Source organism: Paraburkholderia sp. (genome assembly GCF_035656215.1).
Taxonomy (GTDB): domain Bacteria; phylum Pseudomonadota; class Gammaproteobacteria; order Burkholderiales; family Burkholderiaceae; genus Paraburkholderia.
Map to the genome: position 1 here is coordinate 1 of NZ_DASRSY010000132.1, position 19,279 is coordinate 19,279.

At 60.6% G+C, this 19,279-nt stretch carries 13 protein-coding genes and 1 pseudogene; 7 read left to right on the forward strand and 7 right to left on the reverse strand.

Annotated elements, in window-relative coordinates; genetic code table 11:
- From VFE81_RS07695 to VFE81_RS07710, 4 genes are all read right to left on the reverse strand, one after another.
- A partial coding sequence (locus VFE81_RS07695; protein ID WP_325044027.1) for an MFS transporter occupies positions 1-295 on the reverse strand: 295 nt, incomplete at its 3' end.
- Positions 296-365: 70 nt separating this feature from the next.
- Positions 366-863, reverse strand: a complete 498-nt coding sequence (locus VFE81_RS07700) for a flavin reductase family protein (RefSeq protein WP_325044028.1) — start codon at positions 861-863, stop codon at positions 366-368.
- A complete protein-coding gene (locus VFE81_RS07705) occupies positions 860-1,774 on the reverse strand; it encodes a VOC family protein (RefSeq protein WP_325044029.1) in 915 nt (304 codons plus the stop codon). Before VFE81_RS07705 ends, VFE81_RS07700 begins: the two co-directional genes overlap by 4 nt.
- A 12-nt stretch (positions 1,775-1,786) precedes the next feature.
- Positions 1,787-3,031, reverse strand: a complete 1,245-nt coding sequence (locus VFE81_RS07710) for an acyl-CoA dehydrogenase family protein (protein ID WP_325044030.1) — start codon at positions 3,029-3,031, stop codon at positions 1,787-1,789.
- A 110-nt stretch (positions 3,032-3,141) separates the two neighbouring features.
- Between VFE81_RS07710 and VFE81_RS07715 the strand changes: the two genes are divergently transcribed.
- A complete protein-coding gene (locus tag VFE81_RS07715; RefSeq protein ID WP_325044031.1) occupies positions 3,142-4,164 on the forward strand; it encodes an amidohydrolase family protein in 1,023 nt (340 codons plus the stop codon).
- Between the two features lie 451 nt (positions 4,165-4,615).
- Here VFE81_RS07715 and VFE81_RS07720 read toward each other — a convergent pair whose 3' ends face one another.
- A complete protein-coding gene (locus tag VFE81_RS07720; RefSeq protein WP_325044032.1) occupies positions 4,616-6,382 on the reverse strand; it encodes a CocE/NonD family hydrolase in 1,767 nt (588 codons plus the stop codon).
- Positions 6,383-7,923: 1,541 nt separating this feature from the next.
- On the opposite strand from VFE81_RS07720, the gene VFE81_RS07725 reads away from it, so the two are divergent.
- Together VFE81_RS07725 and VFE81_RS07730 are read left to right on the forward strand one after the other, a co-directional pair.
- On the forward strand, positions 7,924-9,483 hold the full coding sequence (locus tag VFE81_RS07725; protein WP_325044033.1) for a glycoside hydrolase family 28 protein: 1,560 nt from the start codon (positions 7,924-7,926) through the stop codon (positions 9,481-9,483).
- A 975-nt stretch (positions 9,484-10,458) separates the two neighbouring features.
- Positions 10,459-10,590 (forward strand): hypothetical protein, encoded by a 132-nt coding sequence (locus tag VFE81_RS07730; protein ID WP_414695561.1) that lies wholly within the window; start codon positions 10,459-10,461, stop codon positions 10,588-10,590.
- An 11-nt stretch (positions 10,591-10,601) separates the two neighbouring features.
- On the opposite strand, the gene katE is transcribed toward VFE81_RS07730, so the two are convergent.
- Positions 10,602-12,707, reverse strand: a complete 2,106-nt coding sequence (katE, locus tag VFE81_RS07735) for a catalase HPII (protein ID WP_325044034.1) — start codon at positions 12,705-12,707, stop codon at positions 10,602-10,604.
- Positions 12,708-12,930: 223 nt separating this feature from the next.
- Here katE and VFE81_RS07740 point away from each other — a divergent pair.
- The 4 genes and pseudogenes from VFE81_RS07740 to VFE81_RS07755 form a co-directional block, all read left to right on the forward strand.
- Positions 12,931-13,104, forward strand: a pseudogene (locus VFE81_RS07740) (carboxymuconolactone decarboxylase family protein); the annotation flags it as partial.
- Between the two features lie 68 nt (positions 13,105-13,172).
- Complete coding sequence (locus VFE81_RS07745) at positions 13,173-13,658, forward strand: cupin domain-containing protein (protein ID WP_414695562.1); 486 nt, start codon at positions 13,173-13,175, stop codon at positions 13,656-13,658.
- A 480-nt stretch (positions 13,659-14,138) separates the two neighbouring features.
- Entirely contained in the window at positions 14,139-15,257 is a 1,119-nt protein-coding gene (locus tag VFE81_RS07750; protein ID WP_325044035.1) for a porin, read from the forward strand.
- Positions 15,258-15,398: 141 nt separating this feature from the next.
- The gene (locus VFE81_RS07755; protein WP_325044036.1) at positions 15,399-16,754 is read left to right on the forward strand and encodes an MFS transporter; all 1,356 of its coding nucleotides are present in this window, start codon (positions 15,399-15,401) and stop codon (positions 16,752-16,754) included.
- A 37-nt stretch (positions 16,755-16,791) separates the two neighbouring features.
- Here VFE81_RS07755 and VFE81_RS07760 read toward each other — a convergent pair.
- On the reverse strand, positions 16,792-19,279 hold a 2,488-nt coding region (locus VFE81_RS07760; protein WP_325044037.1), incomplete at its 5' end, for a penicillin-binding protein 1A.

The following is a 19,279-nucleotide window of genomic DNA, read 5'->3' on the forward strand; positions in this document are numbered from 1 at the left end:
CGGGGACACCTGGCGCCAGTGACATGGCCGCAATGGCGAGCGCAAACAGAGTGATCGCGGCCAGCGTGACGCGCTTGATGCCGTGGCGGTCCATCAGCTTGCCCGCGACAGGCGTGGCCAACGCGGCGCAGATCGACCCGAGCAGGACGGCGGCGGACACCATGCTGCGATTCCAGCCGAGCTCCGCCATGATGGGCTTCATCAGCACGGAAGCCGAAAACTGCAGGACGGTGACGTTGCCGACGATCAGTCCGAGGACCGAGCCGAACACGATCCACCATCGATTTCTAAACATACCTCGCACGATTGTCTCCAGTTGCTCTTGTTATCCAGCGCTCCGCCCCTGCGGGCGGAGCGCCTCGTTGTCATGCGGCAGTACTGTGCTCGATGAAGCGTCCAGCGTGAAACAGCAGCGGCGATTCGCTGCAGTAAGAAAAACGCTCGACGTGGCCGAGAATCATCACGTGATCGCCGTACGTCTCGATGGCAGTTGTGCGGCATTCGAAACGGGCCAGCGTGTCGCCGAGCACGGGCACGTCGCCGAGGCCGGTTTCGATGCGATCGCTGAAGGAGGCGAACTTGTCCTCCGAGGGCCGCGCGAAATGGCTTGCGAGATGTTGCTGGTCGGCGGCAAGGACGTGTACCGCAAAATAGCCCGACTCCCTGAAAACCGGCAGACTCGGTGCGCGGTCGTTCAGATACCACGCGACCAGCGGCGGATCGAGCGAAACGGAGCAGAACGAATTGACGGTCAACGCGGCCTTGCGGCCGTCCGCGGTGCGGGTCGTGACGATGCAGACCCCGGTGGCGAAGCGGCCTAGCGCATTGCGCAGTTCGCGGCTATCGGCAGATGGCGTGCTCATGCTTTTTCCCTGATGACTTCCGGCACGGCATTGGCGCCGGCACCGGTGAAACAACGTGGATCACGCGTGGATCCCCAGTAGTCCAGCGAAATCGGCGATGGTTCGATGCGGCGCGGCGCGCGCGGAAACGCCTCCGGGAAAGCCTCCATGCCGAAGCTGTATTCCATCGTCAGGCCGTCCGGATCGAGGAAGTACAGAAACACGCTGTCGGAGGCGGGATGGCGGCCCGGTCCAAACACCACGTCCGAGTTGGCGGCTTTCAGGCGCGACAATGCCCGGCCGACGTCGTCGATCTCAGTCACCATGTAGTTGACGTGATGCAGGCAGTGACGCTCGAACTTCGCGATGCCAATGCCGTGGTGCCATGGACTCGGCCAGCAGCGCATGAACGTGATGAACTCGCCGACCGAATCCGATTCACGGAAATTCAGCACGTCGCGCCAGAATTCGACGGCGCGCGCCGCATCCGGCGTGTTGAACACGACGTGTCCCAGCCGCTGGATGCGTGCCACCGATGGCTGAAACGGGCGCGCGGAATCGGGCAAGGGCACGTAGAATTCTACGGTCGCGCCGACGAGCGGTTCGAATACGCGCACGGCCCTGAGCTGCGCGCGCGAGCGGCACGTGTCCGGATCGATTTCGTGCACGCCAAGACCCGCGCGACCGAGACGCTCGATCAGCGGCTCGAACTGCGCCATGTCCTCCAGCATGAACCCGGCGCAGCGCAGTCCCGCTTCGCGAGCCTCGTACAGGACAACGCTGTGGTGATCCTGATCGCAACGCAGCCGCACCCCGCCGTCGGCGCTGATGTCGACGTATTGCAGCCCCACCACGTCCTCGTAGAAGCGGCGGGATTTTTCCATCTGGGTCACGTTGAGTTCGACGCGCCCCAGTTTCCGGTATCGGACCATCGTTCGTCTCCCTCAATACTGGCCGCGCGGTGGCAAGCCGAGACGCATCTGTCCGTACATCGTCGACACTGCCTGCCAGTTGACGCTGATGTGGTGGGCCAGTGCGTTGATGTCACGCCAGGCGCGCTGGATGCCGTTATCCAACTGGATGCCTGTCCCGCCCACGACGTCATAGAGGGCGTTGATCGCCTCGACGCACAGACGCACCGAATACGCATGGCCGCGCCGCAAGGTGATGCGTTGCTCAACGCTGAGTTTCTCGCCGGCGTTCACCAGATCGGTGGTCAGTTGCAGATCGCGCTGCAGGATCAGCTGAGCGGCATCGACCGCCGCTTCTGCCTGGGCCACCGCCGACTGGACATGGCCGAACTGTGAAATCGATGCGCCGCCGCCCGCGAATGCGCCGCGCGTGGCGCGCGCCGCGATGCTCGCGACGAACTCGTCGATCGCGCCACGCAGGGCCGCCGCCGCGGGGTTGGCCAGCAACGGAGGAAAGCCGCTCAGAAAAGGCACGCGGTATAGCGCCGACTCGTGGGCATCCGCCCCCGGCGCTTCCTGTTCGAGAACGTCGGAGAACGACACCGTGCGATGCGCCGGCACGAACACTTCGGCTTCGATCGCGATGTCCTTGCTGCCGGTGCCCGCGAGGCCGACCGTGTGCCACGTGTCGATGATCTGGTACTCGCCCTGCGGCACGAGCAGAAAAATCGGCTGCGGCGGCACGCCTTCCGGCCGCTCGACCATTGCGCCCAACGCCAGCCATTGCACGTTGTCGCTATTGCTGCCGAAGCTCCAGCGGCCCTTCAACCGATAACCGCCGTCGACCGGCACGGCCTTGCCGGTCGGTGCGATGCAGGAAGCGAGCAACGCGTCGGGCGCGTTGTCCCACACGTCGTGCTGGGCTTCCTCCGGAAACATGCCGAGCACCCACGACGCCGCTGCGCTCAATCCGTAGCACCAGCCGGTCGACGTGCATCCACGGCCGATTTCAAAAGCAAGGCGGCGCAATGCCTCGAGGCCCAGTTCGTAACCGCCGAAGCGCCGGGGTTGCACGACCCGGTAGAGGCCGGCTTCCTTAAGCAGTTGCGTGACGTCAGCCGAAACGCGGCGGTCCTGCTCAGTTTGCCGGGCACGCTGCGCAACAACGGCTCGCAGTTCGACGGCGGCATCGAGCAGGCGTGCAAACGGGTCGTGATCGGCGGGAACAGCCCTGGGCGATGCGGGCGGACGCTCCAGGACGCTTGGGGTAGATGTCATTCGTAGTCTCCTAAACTATTGCAAAAGCAACCAATCCGTGTTCGAATTAAAACCGATAATGGTTGGTTTTGCAACCTTTAACCGCCCACATAAGACCAGGAGTTACCCGCATGAACACCCGCCTTCAGCCATCACGCTGCGGCTGCATCGACATCCATACCCACGTCGTCCCGCACGATTTCCCGAACTACGTAGGCCGCCGCCCGGACGCGCCGTGGCCGTCGATGCGCGACGCCCAACCGTGCCACCGGCACGTAGTTATCTCGGGCAACGTTTATCGAACGGTGTCGAATCAGGCTTGGGATGTCGACGTCCGACGTGGGGACATGGATCGGCTCGGCGTGGAGCGGCATGTGCTGTCTCCCATGCCGGAACTGCTGTCGTACTGGCTCGGTGCGGAAGACGGCTCGATGCTGTCGCGCTACCTGAACGAAACGCTCGCGAACATGGTGGCGCGGGAACCTGAGCGGTTCAGCGCGCTCGGCGCCGCGCCATTGCAGGACATGGATTGCGCGATTCGGGAACTCGAATTCGCCGTCGGCACGCTGGGGCTGGCCGGTATCGAGGTGGGCAGCAATGTAGGCGGCGTGCCGATCGGCGATCCATGCTTCTGGCCGTTCTTCGAGGCCGCCGAGGCGTGCGGCGCAGCGATCTTCGTTCACCCGCTGCGGCCCGCCGGCATGGATCGTCTGGTCGGGCCGGCGGCGCTCGAACAGATCGTCGCGTTTCCTGGGGAGATTGGTCTTGCCGCGGCGTCGATCATTACCGGCGGCCTGCTGACGGAGTTTCCGCGCTTGCGCATCGCACTCAGCCACGGCGGCGGCGCAATCCAGACCCTGCTGCCGCGCATGCAGTTCGCGTGGGAGTGCCAGCGTGGGTTGCGCGAAGCCATCCCTGTGGCGCCGATGGAGGCCGCACGAGCGCTCTATTACGACGACCTGCTCTATAGCGCCACGGCAATTCGCGCGCTTATCGAGACGGTGGGTGACGATCGTCTGATGATCGGCACCGACTATCCGTTTGCAATCATGGACGCCGATCCGGCAGCACGTGTAACCTCTTTAGGGTTGAGCGACGCTGTACAGGAGGCGTTGCGATGGGGCAATGCCGCGAGGTGGCTGGGCCTCCCTTGATCAAAATGATCGATCGATCAGGCGCTCACGCGGCGAGTGATCGCTGAAGCTGATGCAATATGCCCGTTCATCACCGCGAGGCCGACAAGGCCCCCCAGCAGCATGCACGCAAGAACCCCAAAGAATACGATGCCACCTGGACCGCTCGCTTCGCGCAGAATACCGCCACCCAACGCGAATGATGCCACCCACCCGGCTGATGCCGACGCACACGCCGAGCGCGGTCGCGCGATAAGTGGCGGGATAGGCCGTCGCGGCAAGTGCATAGATGGGCGACTGTGACATCCCGCCGCCGAATCCCGCGAACAACATGGCGATGTTGACTGCCGTGGCCATGGTCGGATGCAGGTAGTTCGTCCAATACATATCCATTTGTCACCTCGGCTCACGGGTGTCAGCGGTAGATTAGTGCAAAGTGGCGTACTCCCCCAGTTTTTGTCCGTTTCCGTGATTAGCGGTTTTGAAGAGCTTCAACATATGTTGCCAGCACGGGCAATTGAAGATAGGACGCGTAAGCGCCACCGGTGTGAATGACATGGGTTCCGCTGTTGGCGGGAACGTACTCGCGTGTCCCCGGCATCATCGTGCCCAGGAGGCTTCGGCCGCTGATGACGAGGCGCAACTGTTCGCCAGGGTAGAACGCGAGTCCGATCGGTAGCAGGTCGATCTCAAGGGCGACGACTTCGCCCGCTGAGAGCTTTTCGATCCGGTCAAAGGTGTGGGCGGGCACTGCGTCCGTCGACAGCGTTTTGTCCAGGAATCGCATCGAGGCGCGCAGGCGTCCGTCGGACCCCTTGTAGCGCAGGATCGAGGCGCCGCGCTCGGTGATGTCCTGCGCTAGTGCGCCTTGATTGGGAACAGTGAACTGCTGCAGGGGAGTGCCGTAAGCGTCGAGCTTCTGAACGAGAACGAAGAGGTCCATATCTTCGCTGCCCCGTGCCTCGACCCAGAGGTGCGCCTTTGGGTAGCCGACCAGCACGGTCTCCTGCTCGAAGCGCGTGACGAACGAGACCACGTCCGGGTTGGATTCGACTTCGTAAGCGGCCGTGCTCGCCTGCGTTGGTGCGTGAGTGATCAGCGTGCGCGACTGGGCGTCCAGGAAGTACTTGGTCGAGGCGACGCCCTTCGGAGGGAATTCGTCGGCTGTGACGGCGACCTTGTCGCCGCCTTGCAGGTCAAGCACCGCGTAGCGGACGCGAGGCGTCTGCTCCCACCCGTTGTCCTCGTCCTTAAGGAAATGATCGAAGAACCGACGCAAGTCCTCCCTGTTCGCCTCGTCGTAGTAGTCGGGCCATTCCTGGCTGTTGTGGATTCGCAGCCACTTCTGCTCGGACGCCATCCGGCGCCAGGCGCGAAACGTGCCCGCAGTATGCAGCGTGTTCGAGTAGCTGCCCACGACGTACGCCGGCACCGTAATCTGATCGAAGCGAGGGATCTTGTTTTCCCACAGTTCGTTCATGAGCGGGTAGCGCTCGCCCTCGGCGAGGATGTCCTCTTTCTGGCCCTTGCCCCAGAAACTGTTATCCTGGAGCTGCCTGGCAAAGCCGGTGTCGGGCATGCCGCCTCGCATCACCAGGTCGCGATAGACGTCGCTGACGCCCTCCCACGGATTGATCGCAGCCAGGTGCGGAGGCTGCTCCGCCGCGGTGAACCACTGCGAGACCGCGAGGTAGGAGGTGCCGCTCATCGCGACCTTGCCGTTGCACCACGGCTGGTCGGCCAACCATTCGATAAGGTCGTGGCAGTCCTGGCCTTCCTGGCGATCCCACACGACGCTATTTCCTTCGCAATTGGCAACACCGCGGATGTCCGGGTTGCAGATCGCGTAGCCCTGCGCGCACCAGTACGCGGGGTCCGGGCCTTCGAACTTCTCCAGGCCTGACACGACCGCGTTGTCGAGCCCCACCATGCTGAATATGCCCATCACGCTCTGGGACGTTCCCTGCCCCTTGCCATAGGGACTCCACGCCACGATGACTGGAACGCGCTCCGCTCCGGCCGGACGAAACACGTCGACATAGATCGTTACGCCGTCCCGCAACAGTACCGCCACGTCCTTCTCGAGCACCACGTCGACTGGCAATGAGCGGAACGGCGGTGCGATCTGGAAACCCGCCTTGAGGACGCGGGTGCCCGGGCCGAAGCCACTCAAAATCCCATATCTGGGACCCGGTTCCAGCGGCTGCGATGGCACGAATATCTTCTGGTCGTCGCTCACGGTGAACACCTCCAGTCTATTGCCCATGTTTCGAGGGGCGAGTATCGATTCGCTATTCGGGGCGCCAATTGTATTCGCACTAGCGCCGTCGCGCGTCAGCACATCATTCCGACAGACTTGCAATCGGACCACGGGCTTGGGTCATCAGTTAGATCGTCCTGAATGGAGCAGGACAAGTCGCCGCCCCCCAAGCCATCACGCATTCATAAATTGAACAGGGTCTCCGCATTTCGATGTTCTTCCTTGTGTGGGTTTTCCGGTGCACCAAAAAGATTCATCGACTCAGCCAATGACATCCGTTGTCCGATGACAAAGTGGTCGCACCGTTTTTATTCAGGGTTTACCTGCGCTTGTTGCCAATCGCTTCAAGTCATAGGATGACGTACGTTGTGTCGCGCTGTTATGAAAACGCGGCAGCACGTCTGGAACTGCGAAAAGGCAAGAGTAGAACATAGGGAAAGAACCAATGACCGGGAGACAGGAATGCCTTGTTCGGTCACGACGGGTAACGTTGAGTTATCAGCCATCCGCCGGCAAGTTTGCCGCGCGATGTCGACTGCCTTGCTGTGAGTTTGACGTCATGGATAAGGTGCTGTGGGTCCGCCTTTTGCCGTTCGATAGCGCGCGAGCATCGAGGCCATCGGCTGTCTTACTTCTCAAAAGTCATTGACACCTTTGGGAAGGCCGAGGTCCAAAGTTCCGGTTCTGGAACGGCGTCGTTTGCTGTAACAGAGATGCTGCTACCTGGTTCGATGCCCGGCCGATGAAGTCCGAGCATCACCTCGGAGGCAACAATTTCATTCGTATGCGCGGCAGCCGTTGGAGGGTCTTCCGGGTTCAGGGTGCAGTTGAGCAACTTATCTCTGAGACACGGGGCCAACTCTGCTTCCAGCTTGAGGAGTGGGTCGTGACGCAGTCTCTTATTTGGCAACGCCCAGCAAGATGCTGGCTAAGGCGGCCGACTTTTAGTTGGCAAATCGCCAAACGGCGCAATGTCGAGCTACGCAGAGCTCTTGCGGACACCGCTGGCTCGAATCGTCTGCGATGCTTCGGAGCAGGCAGCCAGCAAAGATGAAATGGATTCGCTCGAAAATATTTTTACTTTATCTTCATTAAGGATGCCTAATCGCTACCACTGAATTTGGCTCGATCGAACCTCTGCAACGCAATGAAGAGGCTGCCTGCGTCGCTCACGCAAAAATAGCGGCGTGGCTGGTAAGCAGCCTATTGATCGTTGAAAAATTTCCAGAGGACAGAGTTGGTTTTGGAATTTCAACTAAATCGGAGACTTCGTTATGGGAAAGCGCTTTTACTGCCTCGCACTCCTGGCATTGACAATTTCACTATCGGCATGCGGAGGCGATAACGTCGGCTCGCCAGACGCCACGAAGACAACTAGTGGCACGACGCCGCCTGCTGGCACGACGCCACCACCTGCTGGCACATGTCCAGTCACCGCAACTGATATTGATTTGACGTAACGATCCGAATAACGAGTGTTTCAGAAAAATATGGTCAAACGTATTTCATTGGAGGAGCAGATGGATAGTAAATCATCAATTGATAAGTTCGCGGCACATGCCAAACCCGTTTCGAGTACAAGACGGTCGCTTCTCAAAAGCAGTATTGCGCTCGCGCTGCTGCCAGTCTTTCGTCCCGGACACGTCTTTGGACAAACGACACCGGCAACGCCGACCAACTACACGACAACGATTCCCGATTGGGTGCCAACGCTGAAAAGTGATCTCCTGGCAATGGCAGAGACACTCGAATGCACGGTATTGGCGTGGGCGGGGCCCACTCTCAGTGCCACCCCAGAGCAGTTCGGTTATACGGTCTCCAGTACGCCAAGTCAGACGGCGACGTCCATACAGGCCGCCGTTGATTATGTCAGCGGCAAAGGTGGGGGGACCGTAAACCTGTCAAACGGCGACTACCTGTCTGGAACCATCATTTTAAAAGATAACGTTCGGCTCTCGATTAACGATGGTGCTCGCCTCCTGGCAAGCACGAATCAGAGCGATTATCCCAAGCTGGTGCCGATTACCCAGACTGAAATGGATACGTATTACCAGCAATTCTATTCCTTGATTTATGCTGAACGGGCCACCAACATAGCGATCACGGGTGGCGGGATCATTGATGGCCAAGGGGAAGAATACCCAAGAAAAAACAACGAGTTCGGAACGACGTTTCGCCCATTTATGATGCGGATCATCGAGTGCAATAAAATTCACGTTAGCAAGATTACGCTAATCAACTCGCCCGCCTGGATGCATCTTTATCTGGCCTGCAACAACCTTTTAATCGAAAACATCACGGTCTCCAATATCTCGAACATCAATAACGATGGGATTGATATTGACGGTTGCAAGTCGGTCATCCTGAGAGATAGTGTTTTCAACACTGAAGATGATGGGATTTGCTTTAAAGGTTCCGCCGGAGGATTGCTGCAGAATGTACTTGTAAAGAACTGTCAATCCTACAGCAGTACGAACGCCCTTAAGATTGGAACGGACACCCAGGGCTCCTTTAACAATGTCCTTGTTTACAACTGCATCCTGGGCGGCCCAAAAACGGACCGCACTACGCTGTACAAAGAGTTGGGGATTAACACCGATCCGCTCCATGTCAAAGGCGGTGTTTCCTGGGAGAGTACCGATGGCGGTTCCCTCTCGAACATTCTGGTGTCCAAATGTACGATTAACAATGCGACAAGCCCGCTCTTTCTCGCACTGGGCGACCGATTCCGGCTAATGCCCGGTCAAGCGATACCTCCTGTCGGGGCCATTCAGCGGATTGTGTTTGACCAGATTTCTGGGGAAAACAACGGCCCCAATGGTTCGTGGTTTTCGGGCTTTAAAGACAAGCCTATTACCGACGTTGTGTTGACCAATATCAACCTGGGCGTTAATGCGTACACGGGGAAAGTGCCGACCGACCCGGGCGAAATCGGCGCTGGATATCCTGACCCGGGCGCTAGTCCCCTTCCCGCCTATGGATTGTGGGGCCGCCATATCACGAACCTCACGATTTCGAATTGCAGTTGGAGAGTCACGGGCACGGACACTCGTCCCATGATCCAGATCGAAGCAACGTGAACATGGTGATGAGCCTGGTTTTATCGTGATCGGAGAAAACCTGAAGGGCGGGAGCGGCGAAAGTTGCCTCGCCCCATAGCGGATCTCGATAGCAGCTTAGCGTGCGAAACAAACTTGCGGATTGCGGTTCGATTCATTGAGGCGCGAAACGGAAGCGATGCGCCGTCCCACTGCCGCTGTATAACCCCATCGGCTAGCGACCAACGGCATTCAAGGGCCAACGCTGAGATCAAGGTAGTGGTAAGACCTTTAGGTTCACGGACCGCAGCGGGTGTCATGCTGGCTGACCTTTGACGGGAGGCTCGCATGACGACATCCGGGACGATCACCATGGCGATTCGCGAGGTTGACCGCCTCAGGACGATCCAGTCGGTTATCGATGGCATGCTGATTCCTCACGAGATCCACAAAAGACCCGCTCCAGACTTGCGGAACTTGCCAAGGCAGCGGATTGCGCGGCAACCTGGAGCACAGCAACCACTGTTCTTTGCTGGAGCCTGCAACGCGCAGCGTGCTGGGACTCCGTACTTTCCTTCCAAAATCTGGCAATGGCTTGACTATAATGTATTGATGCAAACGAAGCTGCAAAGGCGGTCTTTTCAGGCATAGCAGTCAGTAGTGTGACGTTTCAATTCCTTCATTGGAGGCACGGCCATGACCCGCCTGAGCGAAAGGATTGTCGGCGCAATATGGAGTGGCCTGGGCACGTGCGCCCAATCCCCAAATCCGCAAACATTGACAAACCGGCGCATTACGTGCCCTCTATCTGACATGTCCGACTCGCGCCAGATGATTGCCAATCGCCGGCCATTAGCATGCGATGTGCCAATCGACCGCTTCAATCGACTGCTTCAATCGACCGCCCAATAGAGAGCCCCAGCACCGTGCAACCGATGGCGCTCGTCCCCGGCTGGCAAGATTTCGCCATCCGCCTCGATCGGCCTGAATCGCGGTGAATCGGGCAAGGCCGCAGGGTTGCGCACGACCCTGCTGGTTTGCCTTGCCGCCTGCATCGCAATGCATTCAGGTGAACGTGTTGATGCCCCAAGCCGGCAAGCCGGAGAACTCGTTCGGAGTGCTGGATTTGATGCGCCGGTCGCTCCTTGAGCGTCGTTACGTTATGCCGGCACCGTTTGCGCCAGCGCCGCGCGCGACCATACGCGATGCTGTTCGGCCGCTGCGATAAACGCTTTTAGCACCTCGGTGCTCTGGCTGTCGTCGCCGGTTGCAACGCCATCGGCAGGGTCCGGCAGTTGCGCTGCAGCCAGCACGTCGCGCCCCGCCCCGAGCGCGGCAATCGCTTTCAGATGCTTGAACGTTTCGAGCACGAAATGTCGCGCGTCGCCGGATTGCGCCAGCGTTTTCGCGCCGCCCTCGCCTCCGCAGACGATCACCGCGTCGAACATGATCGACGGCATTCCGGCAATCGTCGCATCTGGCTGCAAACCGTCGATCGCAGCGAGGGTCGGCGCAATCAGCAAGGGCGTTGCGCCCTCACCCCGCAATGCCACCTGAAGCTTGCTGATCGACGCGGCGTCGGCACCGGGCGCGGCCAGCAACGCGATCTTGCACGTCTTGATGCCCGGCTTCCCGCGATTGAGGAGGCTCAGCGCCGGCGAAGTCTGCGGCTTCGACGCCGGTGGCGCCTTGCCCTTTTTTGGCGCGGGCAGGCCCAGCCCGGCGGCGACCTTTGCGGCCAGTCCGGCGTCGAAATGGGCAAGAATCTCGTTCACCACGCGCTCGCGAATCTCCGGCTTCGTCACTTTGCCGAGTTCGAATTGATACGCGGCACTGATATGTTCCTGTTCGATCTCGGACATGCTGCGATAGAAGAGCGCGGCTTGCGAGAAATGATCGGCAAAAGACTCGCTGCGCACGCGGATTTTCACACCGTCGACACGTTCCTGATAGCTCTCGAAGCCGCCGTCGGACGGCGCCGGATCGGTTTCCTTCGGCCAGCCTCCACTCAGCGAGTTCGGCTCATAGGATGCCTGTCCGACGTTGATCGCCTGGCGATGCATCGCGTCGCGCTGGTTGTTATGAAACGGGCACACCGGCCGGTTGATCGGAATCTCGTGAAAGTTTGGGCCGCCCAGCCGACTGATCTGCGTATCCGTGTACGAAAAGAGCCGACCTTGCAGCAAGGGGTCGTTGCTGAAGTCGATGCCCGGCACGACGTGGCCCGGATGGAACGCGACCTGCTCGGTCTCGGCAAAGAAGTTGTCCGGATTGCGATTGAGCGTCATCTTGCCGATGATTTTTACCGGCACGAGTTCTTCCGGAATCAGCTTGGTCGGATCGAGCAGATCGAAACCAAAGCTGTTTTCATCCTGTTCCTCGACGATCTGCACGCCGAGTTCGTATTCGGGGAAGTCGCCCCGTTCGATTGCCTCCCACAGGTCGCGCCGATGGAAGTCGGGATCCTTGCCGGCGAGTTTCTGCGCTTCGTCCCACAACAACGAATAGGAGCCGAGCACCGGGCGCCAGTGAAATTTGACGAAGCGCGCCTTGCCTTGCGCATTCACGAAGCGGAAGGTGTGAATGCCAAAGCCTTCCATTGTGCGGAAGCTGCGTGGGATCGCGCGGTCCGACATGGTCCACAGCACCATGTGTGCGGATTCCGGCACCAGCGACACGAAATCCCAGAACGTGTCGTGCGCGGAGCCGCCGGTGGGCATCTCGTTGGGCGCTTCCGGTTTGACGGCGTGTACAAAGTCCGGAAACTTGATCGCGTCCTGAATGAAGAACACCGGCATGTTGTTACCCACCAGATCGTAATTACCCTCCTGCGTGTAGAACTTCACCGCGAAGCCGCGCACGTCGCGCACGGTATCCGCCGAGCCGCGCGGCCCCTGCACGGTGGAAAAGCGCACGTAGACCGGTGTCTGCACGGCCGTGTCCTGCAGGAATGCGGCTTTCGTGTACTCGGTCATCGGCTCGTATAACTGAAATACGCCGTGTGCGGCGGAACCACGTGCATGCACGATGCGCTCGGGAATCCGCTCGTGATCGAAGTGCGTGATCTTCTCGCGCATGATGAAGTCTTCGAGGAGCGAGGGACCACGCGGACCGGCGCGCAATGTGTTCTGGTTGTCGGCGATCTTCACGCCCTGGTTGGTTCGCAGCGCTGCACCGTCGGGACGCACGCGAAACTGTTCGAGATCCTGCGATTTGCTGTCGTCAGCCGGCTTTGCGGGCTGACGGCTACCGGTTTTCCCTGCCATGGAAACACTCCTTGCGTTAGCGGCGCCACGCGATGATTCGCATTGGCTCGAACGTCAGGATCAGCAAGCGTTGTTCCTGATGATGTGCGTGCGGCTCTGATCAGAGTCATTGTCATCCAAAAAGTGGCTACCTTAAATTACAAAAAAACTGGATATTTAATAAGGCCACTTGAACGCCTAGTCTGTACTCATCGAACCACTGAGTGGGTCCAAACCATCAAGGCTCGAATGGACCGAAGCGCTCACGCTGGTGTCGCAGGAACACGTACCCGATTCCGTGTGGCAAGCCGTACGCCCGCACTTCAGCGACGAGGAACTGGTCGACCTCACGCTGCTGGTTTCCGCCATCAATGCGTGGAACCGCTTCGCGATCGGGTTTCGCAAGATGCCGGCCTGAACTCACCGCAGCCATGCCCCTACGAACCATTTCTGTATAAACCCTGAGGGAAAGAAGTCATGAATATCATGCACGTCGACACGAATCCCAAACGTGAGCGATTCAACACCAGGCGTAATCGCACGAAAATGCGTACGCTTATCGCGATGGTGGCGCTTGCCGGTTTTTCCGTCGCTGGAATTTCCCAACCCGTATTCGCCGCCGATACGGCCGCTGCACGTGAGACGATTACGCCCGCGTTCACTGAGGCAATCGCCAACGTTCCAGGCAAAACGATGACGGCGCTCGTTGTCGACTATGCGCCTGGCGGCAAGTCGCCATCGCATCGGCATGGGCAGGCTTTTGTGGTTGGCTATGTGCTGTCGGGTGCGATCCGCAGCCGTGTCGACAATGGCGAGGAACGCGTCTTTCATGCGGGCGAATCCTGGACCGAGAAGCCCGGTGCGCATCACAGGGTCAGCGAAAACGCGAGCGATACGGAACCCGCGAAGCTGCTGGCCATTTTTGTGGCAGACACGAATGATAAAAACCTGGTCACGTTCGACAAACAGTGAACGCGTAACGTGAGATGCAGGCAGTCCATGCGCTTCCCGCATGGACTGGCCAAATTCACTCTGATCGACGACACGGCTTCGTCAGTTTCCCCGTCCCCTTAAAATTTCGATGACATTCGAAATTCACTGACGATGCATGTGCGGTCATCATCTGCACGCCGCTCACCGTCTTACATACGCCTGAACAATCGCCGGCAGTCCGTGCCTGCACGGCGCTTCGCCAGTCCTCGGCATGACAGACGCGCGGCGTGACTCCGTCGGCCTGAGCCGGGTTTTCAGCGCGATTTTCTGTCATGCAACTTCTGCACTCTCCTCATAAAAACAATGCACTGGCTTTATCCCGCCAGTTCGCTTGAAATTAGCACGATCATTCCATTTTGCCGCGACCGGTCGGGGTCGACGAACCCGGACCGCACTCGCTCCGCAATAAGGCTGTGCAATCAAGTCCGCTACAGGCGGATATAAAAAGAGGAGACATGCATGCGTTTTATCAATCATGGCGTTTGCGGAGCCACGCTGATTCTTGCCGCCAGCGGCGCCGCGGCCGCCGAGTCGAGCGTGACCTTGTATGGCGTCGTCGATGCGAACATCCAGTATCTGGACAACGGCGGCGTCCATTCGTACGCGGAAAAGAGCGGCGGCTCGACTGGCTCCCTGTTCGGCCTGAAAGGCAGCGAAGACCTGGGTGGCGGCCTGAAGGCGCAGTTCAACGTCGAAACGGGTTTTAACGTGAACAACGGCGGGTTGTTCGCCGACACCTCGGCGCTCTTCTATCGTCAGGCATGGGTCGGCCTGAGCGATGACAAATACGGTTCGGTGACCATGGGACGTCAGTACGATCCGAGCTTCCGGGTCATCTATCCGTCCGATCCGTTTCGCGCGAACGAAGTGTTGTCGCCGTTTTCGGCCAACGTCCTCGCTGTCGACCGGAACACGCTGTCGACGCAATACGATTCCGGCCGCGCCAGCAATTCGATCATGTATCAATCGCCGAATCTGAAGGGCCTGCAGTTTTACGGCATGTATGCGTTCGCCGCAACGGTGACCCAGCCTGTGCCGGCCACGACGGGCAACATGCTGAACGTCGCGGTCACTTACACGGGCTACGGTTTCTATGCGGGTCTTGCGTATGTGAACCAGCATCCGGGACAGGAAACCATCGCCGGCCTGCCTGGTTCACTGAGTCTGCTGGGCACCGAGCACTTCATCGGCGCGCTCGCTTACCGGATCGGCATCGTGAACTTCCAGTTCAACTACTCTTACAACCGCTCGAAGGACCCGGCGGCGGGATCGCTTGCCGCGCACCTCGGCACCGGCCATTCGCTCAGCATTGCGGAGTTGGGCGCCACGATTCAGGCAACCCCGGCCGACGTGATCGCGATTGCCGGCGTTCAGCGCAACGTGCGCGGCGCGCATGACAACACGCCGGGCATTGAACTCGGCGTCGATCATTCGCTATCCAAACGCACCAGTCTCTACATGCGGGCGGGCTATCTGAAGAACAACGGTTCCGCCACGGTGAGCTGGCCGGGCGTGACCGTGAGCGCCCCCGGGACCAAGCAGATTCTTGCGACGGTGGGTATGACACATCGGTTCTAAGGCGAATCGGGGCCGCGGGGTGGCGCGGGAGCGCCGCCTGGCGACACAGCCTTGGCAAAACACTTCCGGAATCGCACTTCACCGACTAGTCTGTAAGCACATCAAGCGAACGGACCGGACGCTGAACCGGAGGAGACATCGATGGATATTGAAACACGCACCATAACGCGCGTGACGGTCCGGCTCGTGCCGTTCCTGATTGTCTGCTATTTCATTGCTTATCTCGACCGGGTCAACGTCGGCTTTGCTGCACTGCAAATGAACAAGGCGCTCGGGCTGTCCGCGAGCGCATTCGGCTTCGGCGCGGGCATCTTCTTCATCGCGTATTTTTTCTTCGAAGTCCCGTCCAATCTTTTGCTCGAGAAATTCGGCGCGCGGCGCTGGATCGCCCGGATCATGTTCACGTGGGGGATTCTCGCCGGCGCGATGGCGTATATCCCGAACATTGCCCGTTTCACCGGCCTCTCGCCCGCGCACGTGTTTTACGGCCTGCGCATTCTGCTGGGCGTGGCCGAAGCGGGTTTCTTCCCCGGCATCATTTTCCTGCTCACATTGTGGTTTCCCGCCGCCTATCGCGCCCGCGTGGTCGGCTATTTCATGGCCGCCATTCCGCTGTCGACGGTGATCGGCGGCCCGATTTCCGGCGCCCTCCTCTCGATGGACGGCCACGGCGGGCTGGCCGGCTGGCAGTGGGTCTATCTGATTGAGGCGCTGCCCGCGCTGCTGCTCTCGTTCGCCGTGCTGTTCTATCTGACCGACAAACCGGCAGACGCCAGTTGGCTTGCCGATGACGAGCGCGACTGGCTGGTCGCCCGCCAGGCTCAGGAGCGCGAGCATCGCGAGGCCGTGCGCACGTTCAGCGTGAAGGAAGCGCTGTTCAATCCGCGAGTTCTGGCCGTCGCGCTCATCTACTTCGGTGCGAACGCAACCAACTATGGCCTGAGTTTCTTTCTGCCGCAGATCGTCAAGTCCTTCGGTCTCACCAACCTGCAGACCGGTTTCGTGACGTCGCTGCCTTACATCGTCGGCGTGATCAGCATGATTTATTGGGGACGTCATTCGGACCGCAAGCTCGAACGCAAATGGCACGTGGCGATCGCGTTGCTGGTCGCGGCCGGCGGCATCGCGGCGGCGGCTGGGCTCGACAATCCGGTGGAGAAGATGATCGCGCTGTCGATTGCCGGGTTCGGCATTTTCGGTTGCCTGCCGGTGATCTGGACGTTGCCGGCCGCGTTCCTGTCGGGCGCGGCTGCGGCGGGCGGCATTGCCGCCGTCAATTCCCTCGGCAATCTGGCGGGATTCTTCGGACCTTACGCGATGGGCTGGATCAAGGACAGCACCGGCGGCTTCGGCGCCGGCCTGCTGTGTTTGTCCGGTGCGGGATTGATCGGCGTGGCGGCCGTGCTTCTGCTACGTCACGACCCGGCGCTCGAGGCGTCGTGCAGCCTTCCTCCGGACCCGGGCGCGACAGGCGGCACGAAGGTGGCGAGGTCCTAGCACCGTCAGCGCGGCGCCGAATACCTCAGTTTGGACCTTAGGGCGATGCACTCGCGCTGGCCGGCGCACTCGGGAGTGGGTTCGCCGCGCCGCCGCCTGCGTCCGGCGGTAGCACGTCGTCCGGCGTAGGTGTCGGTGCCAGGGCCGGCTCGCCGTTGTCATGCACCTCATCGTCGACCGCCCCGCTTGCCGATGCAGGCGCTGACGGCGGTACTTGAAGGAGCGGCGGCTGTGCCGGGAACGGCTTGGGTTCGACCTCCGCGGCGGACGCAGATGCAGGTGCCAACGCAGGCGCAGGCGCAGTAACAGCCGGAACATGGCGCGGGGTATTGCGCGTGACAACCGGCACCTCAGTCTTCGCGGGCGACGCCGCGAACAGATGCTGGAACCACTCGCGCAACCTGCCTGACCGTTCGGCAAACCAGCCCGGCTCCTGGTCGGTTACGAACCTGACGCGGCTGTCGACCAGTTTCGACCTTTGCGCGCGCTGGAAAAAGTCGCCGACGATCGGCAACGCGCTGTGCGCCCCTTGCCCCCAATAGTCGCTGCGCAAGGTCACGCGGCTGTCGTTGAAACCGACCCACGCCCCTGCGACGAGTTGCGGCGAGATCAGGATGAACCAGCCGTCGGCGTTACCCTGCGTCGTGCCGGTCTTGCCCGCGACATCGCCGCGAACGCCAAAGCGGCTGCGAATGCTCGAACCGGTGCCCCGGCTCACCACGTCGCGCATCACATCGACGAGCGTGCGGGCAGCGTCGGCCGGCAGCTCCTGCTTGGGCGCCACCGGCGCGAAGTCCGCCAGCACCTCGCCGTTGCGGTCTTCGATACGCGTGACCATCACCGGTTCCACATAGCCGCCAAGATTGGCGATCGTGCCGTAGGCCGAGACCATTTCCTTCAGCGTCACCGGGCTCGTGCCGAGCGCGAGCGACGGCACCGGGTCGAGTTCGCTGTCCCGAACACCCATGGCGCGCGCCAGTCGCGCGACCTTGTTCGGACCGACCGTTTCCATCAACTGGGCGGTGATCCGGTTACGGGAATAAGTCAGGCCGTCGCGCAGGCTGATGGCGCGCTCGCTCGGCTCATCCTCGTCGCCCGGACGCCAGATTTCTCCGCCGGTCAGCGGAATTTCGACGGGTTTGTCGATAAACGTATCGCTGGGCTTGGCGCCGTCTTCGAAGGCCGCGGCATAGACGAACGGCTTGAAGGTCGACCCTGGCTGGCGCCGCGCCTGCTGGACGTGGTCGAACGGGTCCTGGCTGAAGTCGCGGCTACCGACCCAGGCTTTGATCTGGCCGTTGCGTGGATCCATCGCAAGAAAGTCCGCCTGCACCCGGGTTTTGGATTCGCAAACCGACTGCACCAGGTCGCGGTCGGACGAGACGCGTTTCATCGCGTCGTCATCCGTCAGGCCCGCGTCTTTCGCGGCGCGATAGTCAGGCGTTTCGCGCAGGAAAGTCTGCAGCAGATCGCGGCCGCTCGCACAACCCGCGCGCGTGCCCCACGCCGAGTTGGCGATGCCCTGCAGCTGGTTGCCCTGCAAGGTCACGGCCTGAGTGGCCATGGTCTGCAAGCGTGAATCGATGGTGGTGCGCACCACCAATCCGTCGGAATAGATGTTGTAGTCGTTGCGATCAGCCCATGCCGCGAGCCACTTGCGCAGTTGCTGCGCGAAGTGCGGCGCAGGTCCCGGCGGTTCGGTCTGCCGCTCGAAATCGATGCGCAAGGGACGGCGCACGAGCGTCGCGTAGGCCGCGGGCGTGAGCTTGCCGTACTTGACCATTTGCGCCAGCACCGTGTTGCGCCGCTGCAGCGCGCGTTCCGGATTGAGCACGGGGTTGTAGTAGCTATTGCCTTTGAGCATGCCGGTGAGCGTCGCGCTTTCCAGCACGTTCAGATCACCGGCCGATTTGTCGAAATAGGTCCGCGCCGCCATCTCGATGCCGTAGGCGTTGTAGAGGAACGGCACCGTGTTGAGGTAGGTCTCGAGGATCTCGTCCTTGGTGTAGAGCGCCTCGATCTTGAAGGCCGTGATCGCTTCCTTGATCTTGCGGGTCAGCGTGGGGGCACGGCCGATCTCGTCCGGATAAAGATTGCGGGCGAGCTGCTGGGTGATGGTCGAACCGCCCTGGCGGTCACCGGAAAACGTGTGCAACGCGGCCGATGCCGTACGGCGCCAGTCGAGCCCGAAATGCTGATAGAAGCGGTGGTCTTCCGTGGCGATCAGTGCGTTCACCACGTTCGGCGAGATGTCCTGGAGTTTCACCCACTCGCGGTTCGAGGGCTTGAATTCGGCCAGCAGCTTGCCGTCCGCCGAGAGAATCTGCGCGGGCTGCTCGATTTTCGCCTTACGGATGTCACCGATGCTGGGCGTGAAAGGAATCAGGACCAGGACATACAGGACGAGCAGCACCGGGATCGCCGCGCAAGCCTTTGCCACGCCACGCAGCGTGGGATGGCGGAGGTGCCAGAGGGCCCGGGTGATGGGCTGGTTTGCCAGGATTAGCCCTTTTTCAAGGGTCTGT

Excerpts from the sequence above, each read along its gene's own strand:
- VFE81_RS07700 (WP_325044028.1), bottom strand. The coding sequence starts at position 863 with ATGAGCACGCCATCTGCCGATAGCCGCGAACTGCGCAATGCGCTAGGC.
- VFE81_RS07705 (WP_325044029.1), bottom strand. The coding sequence starts at position 1,774 with ATGGTCCGATACCGGAAACTGGGGCGCGTCGAACTCAACGTGACCCAG.
- VFE81_RS07710 (WP_325044030.1), bottom strand. The coding sequence starts at position 3,031 with ATGACATCTACCCCAAGCGTCCTGGAGCGTCCGCCCGCATCGCCCAGG.
- VFE81_RS07715 (WP_325044031.1), top strand. The coding sequence starts at position 3,142 with ATGAACACCCGCCTTCAGCCATCACGCTGCGGCTGCATCGACATCCAT.
- VFE81_RS07725 (WP_325044033.1), top strand. The coding sequence starts at position 7,924 with ATGGATAGTAAATCATCAATTGATAAGTTCGCGGCACATGCCAAACCC.
- katE (WP_325044034.1), bottom strand. The coding sequence starts at position 12,707 with ATGGCAGGGAAAACCGGTAGCCGTCAGCCCGCAAAGCCGGCTGACGAC.
- VFE81_RS07745 (WP_414695562.1), top strand. The coding sequence starts at position 13,173 with ATGCACGTCGACACGAATCCCAAACGTGAGCGATTCAACACCAGGCGT.
- VFE81_RS07750 (WP_325044035.1), top strand. The coding sequence starts at position 14,139 with ATGCGTTTTATCAATCATGGCGTTTGCGGAGCCACGCTGATTCTTGCC.
- VFE81_RS07755 (WP_325044036.1), top strand. The coding sequence starts at position 15,399 with ATGGATATTGAAACACGCACCATAACGCGCGTGACGGTCCGGCTCGTG.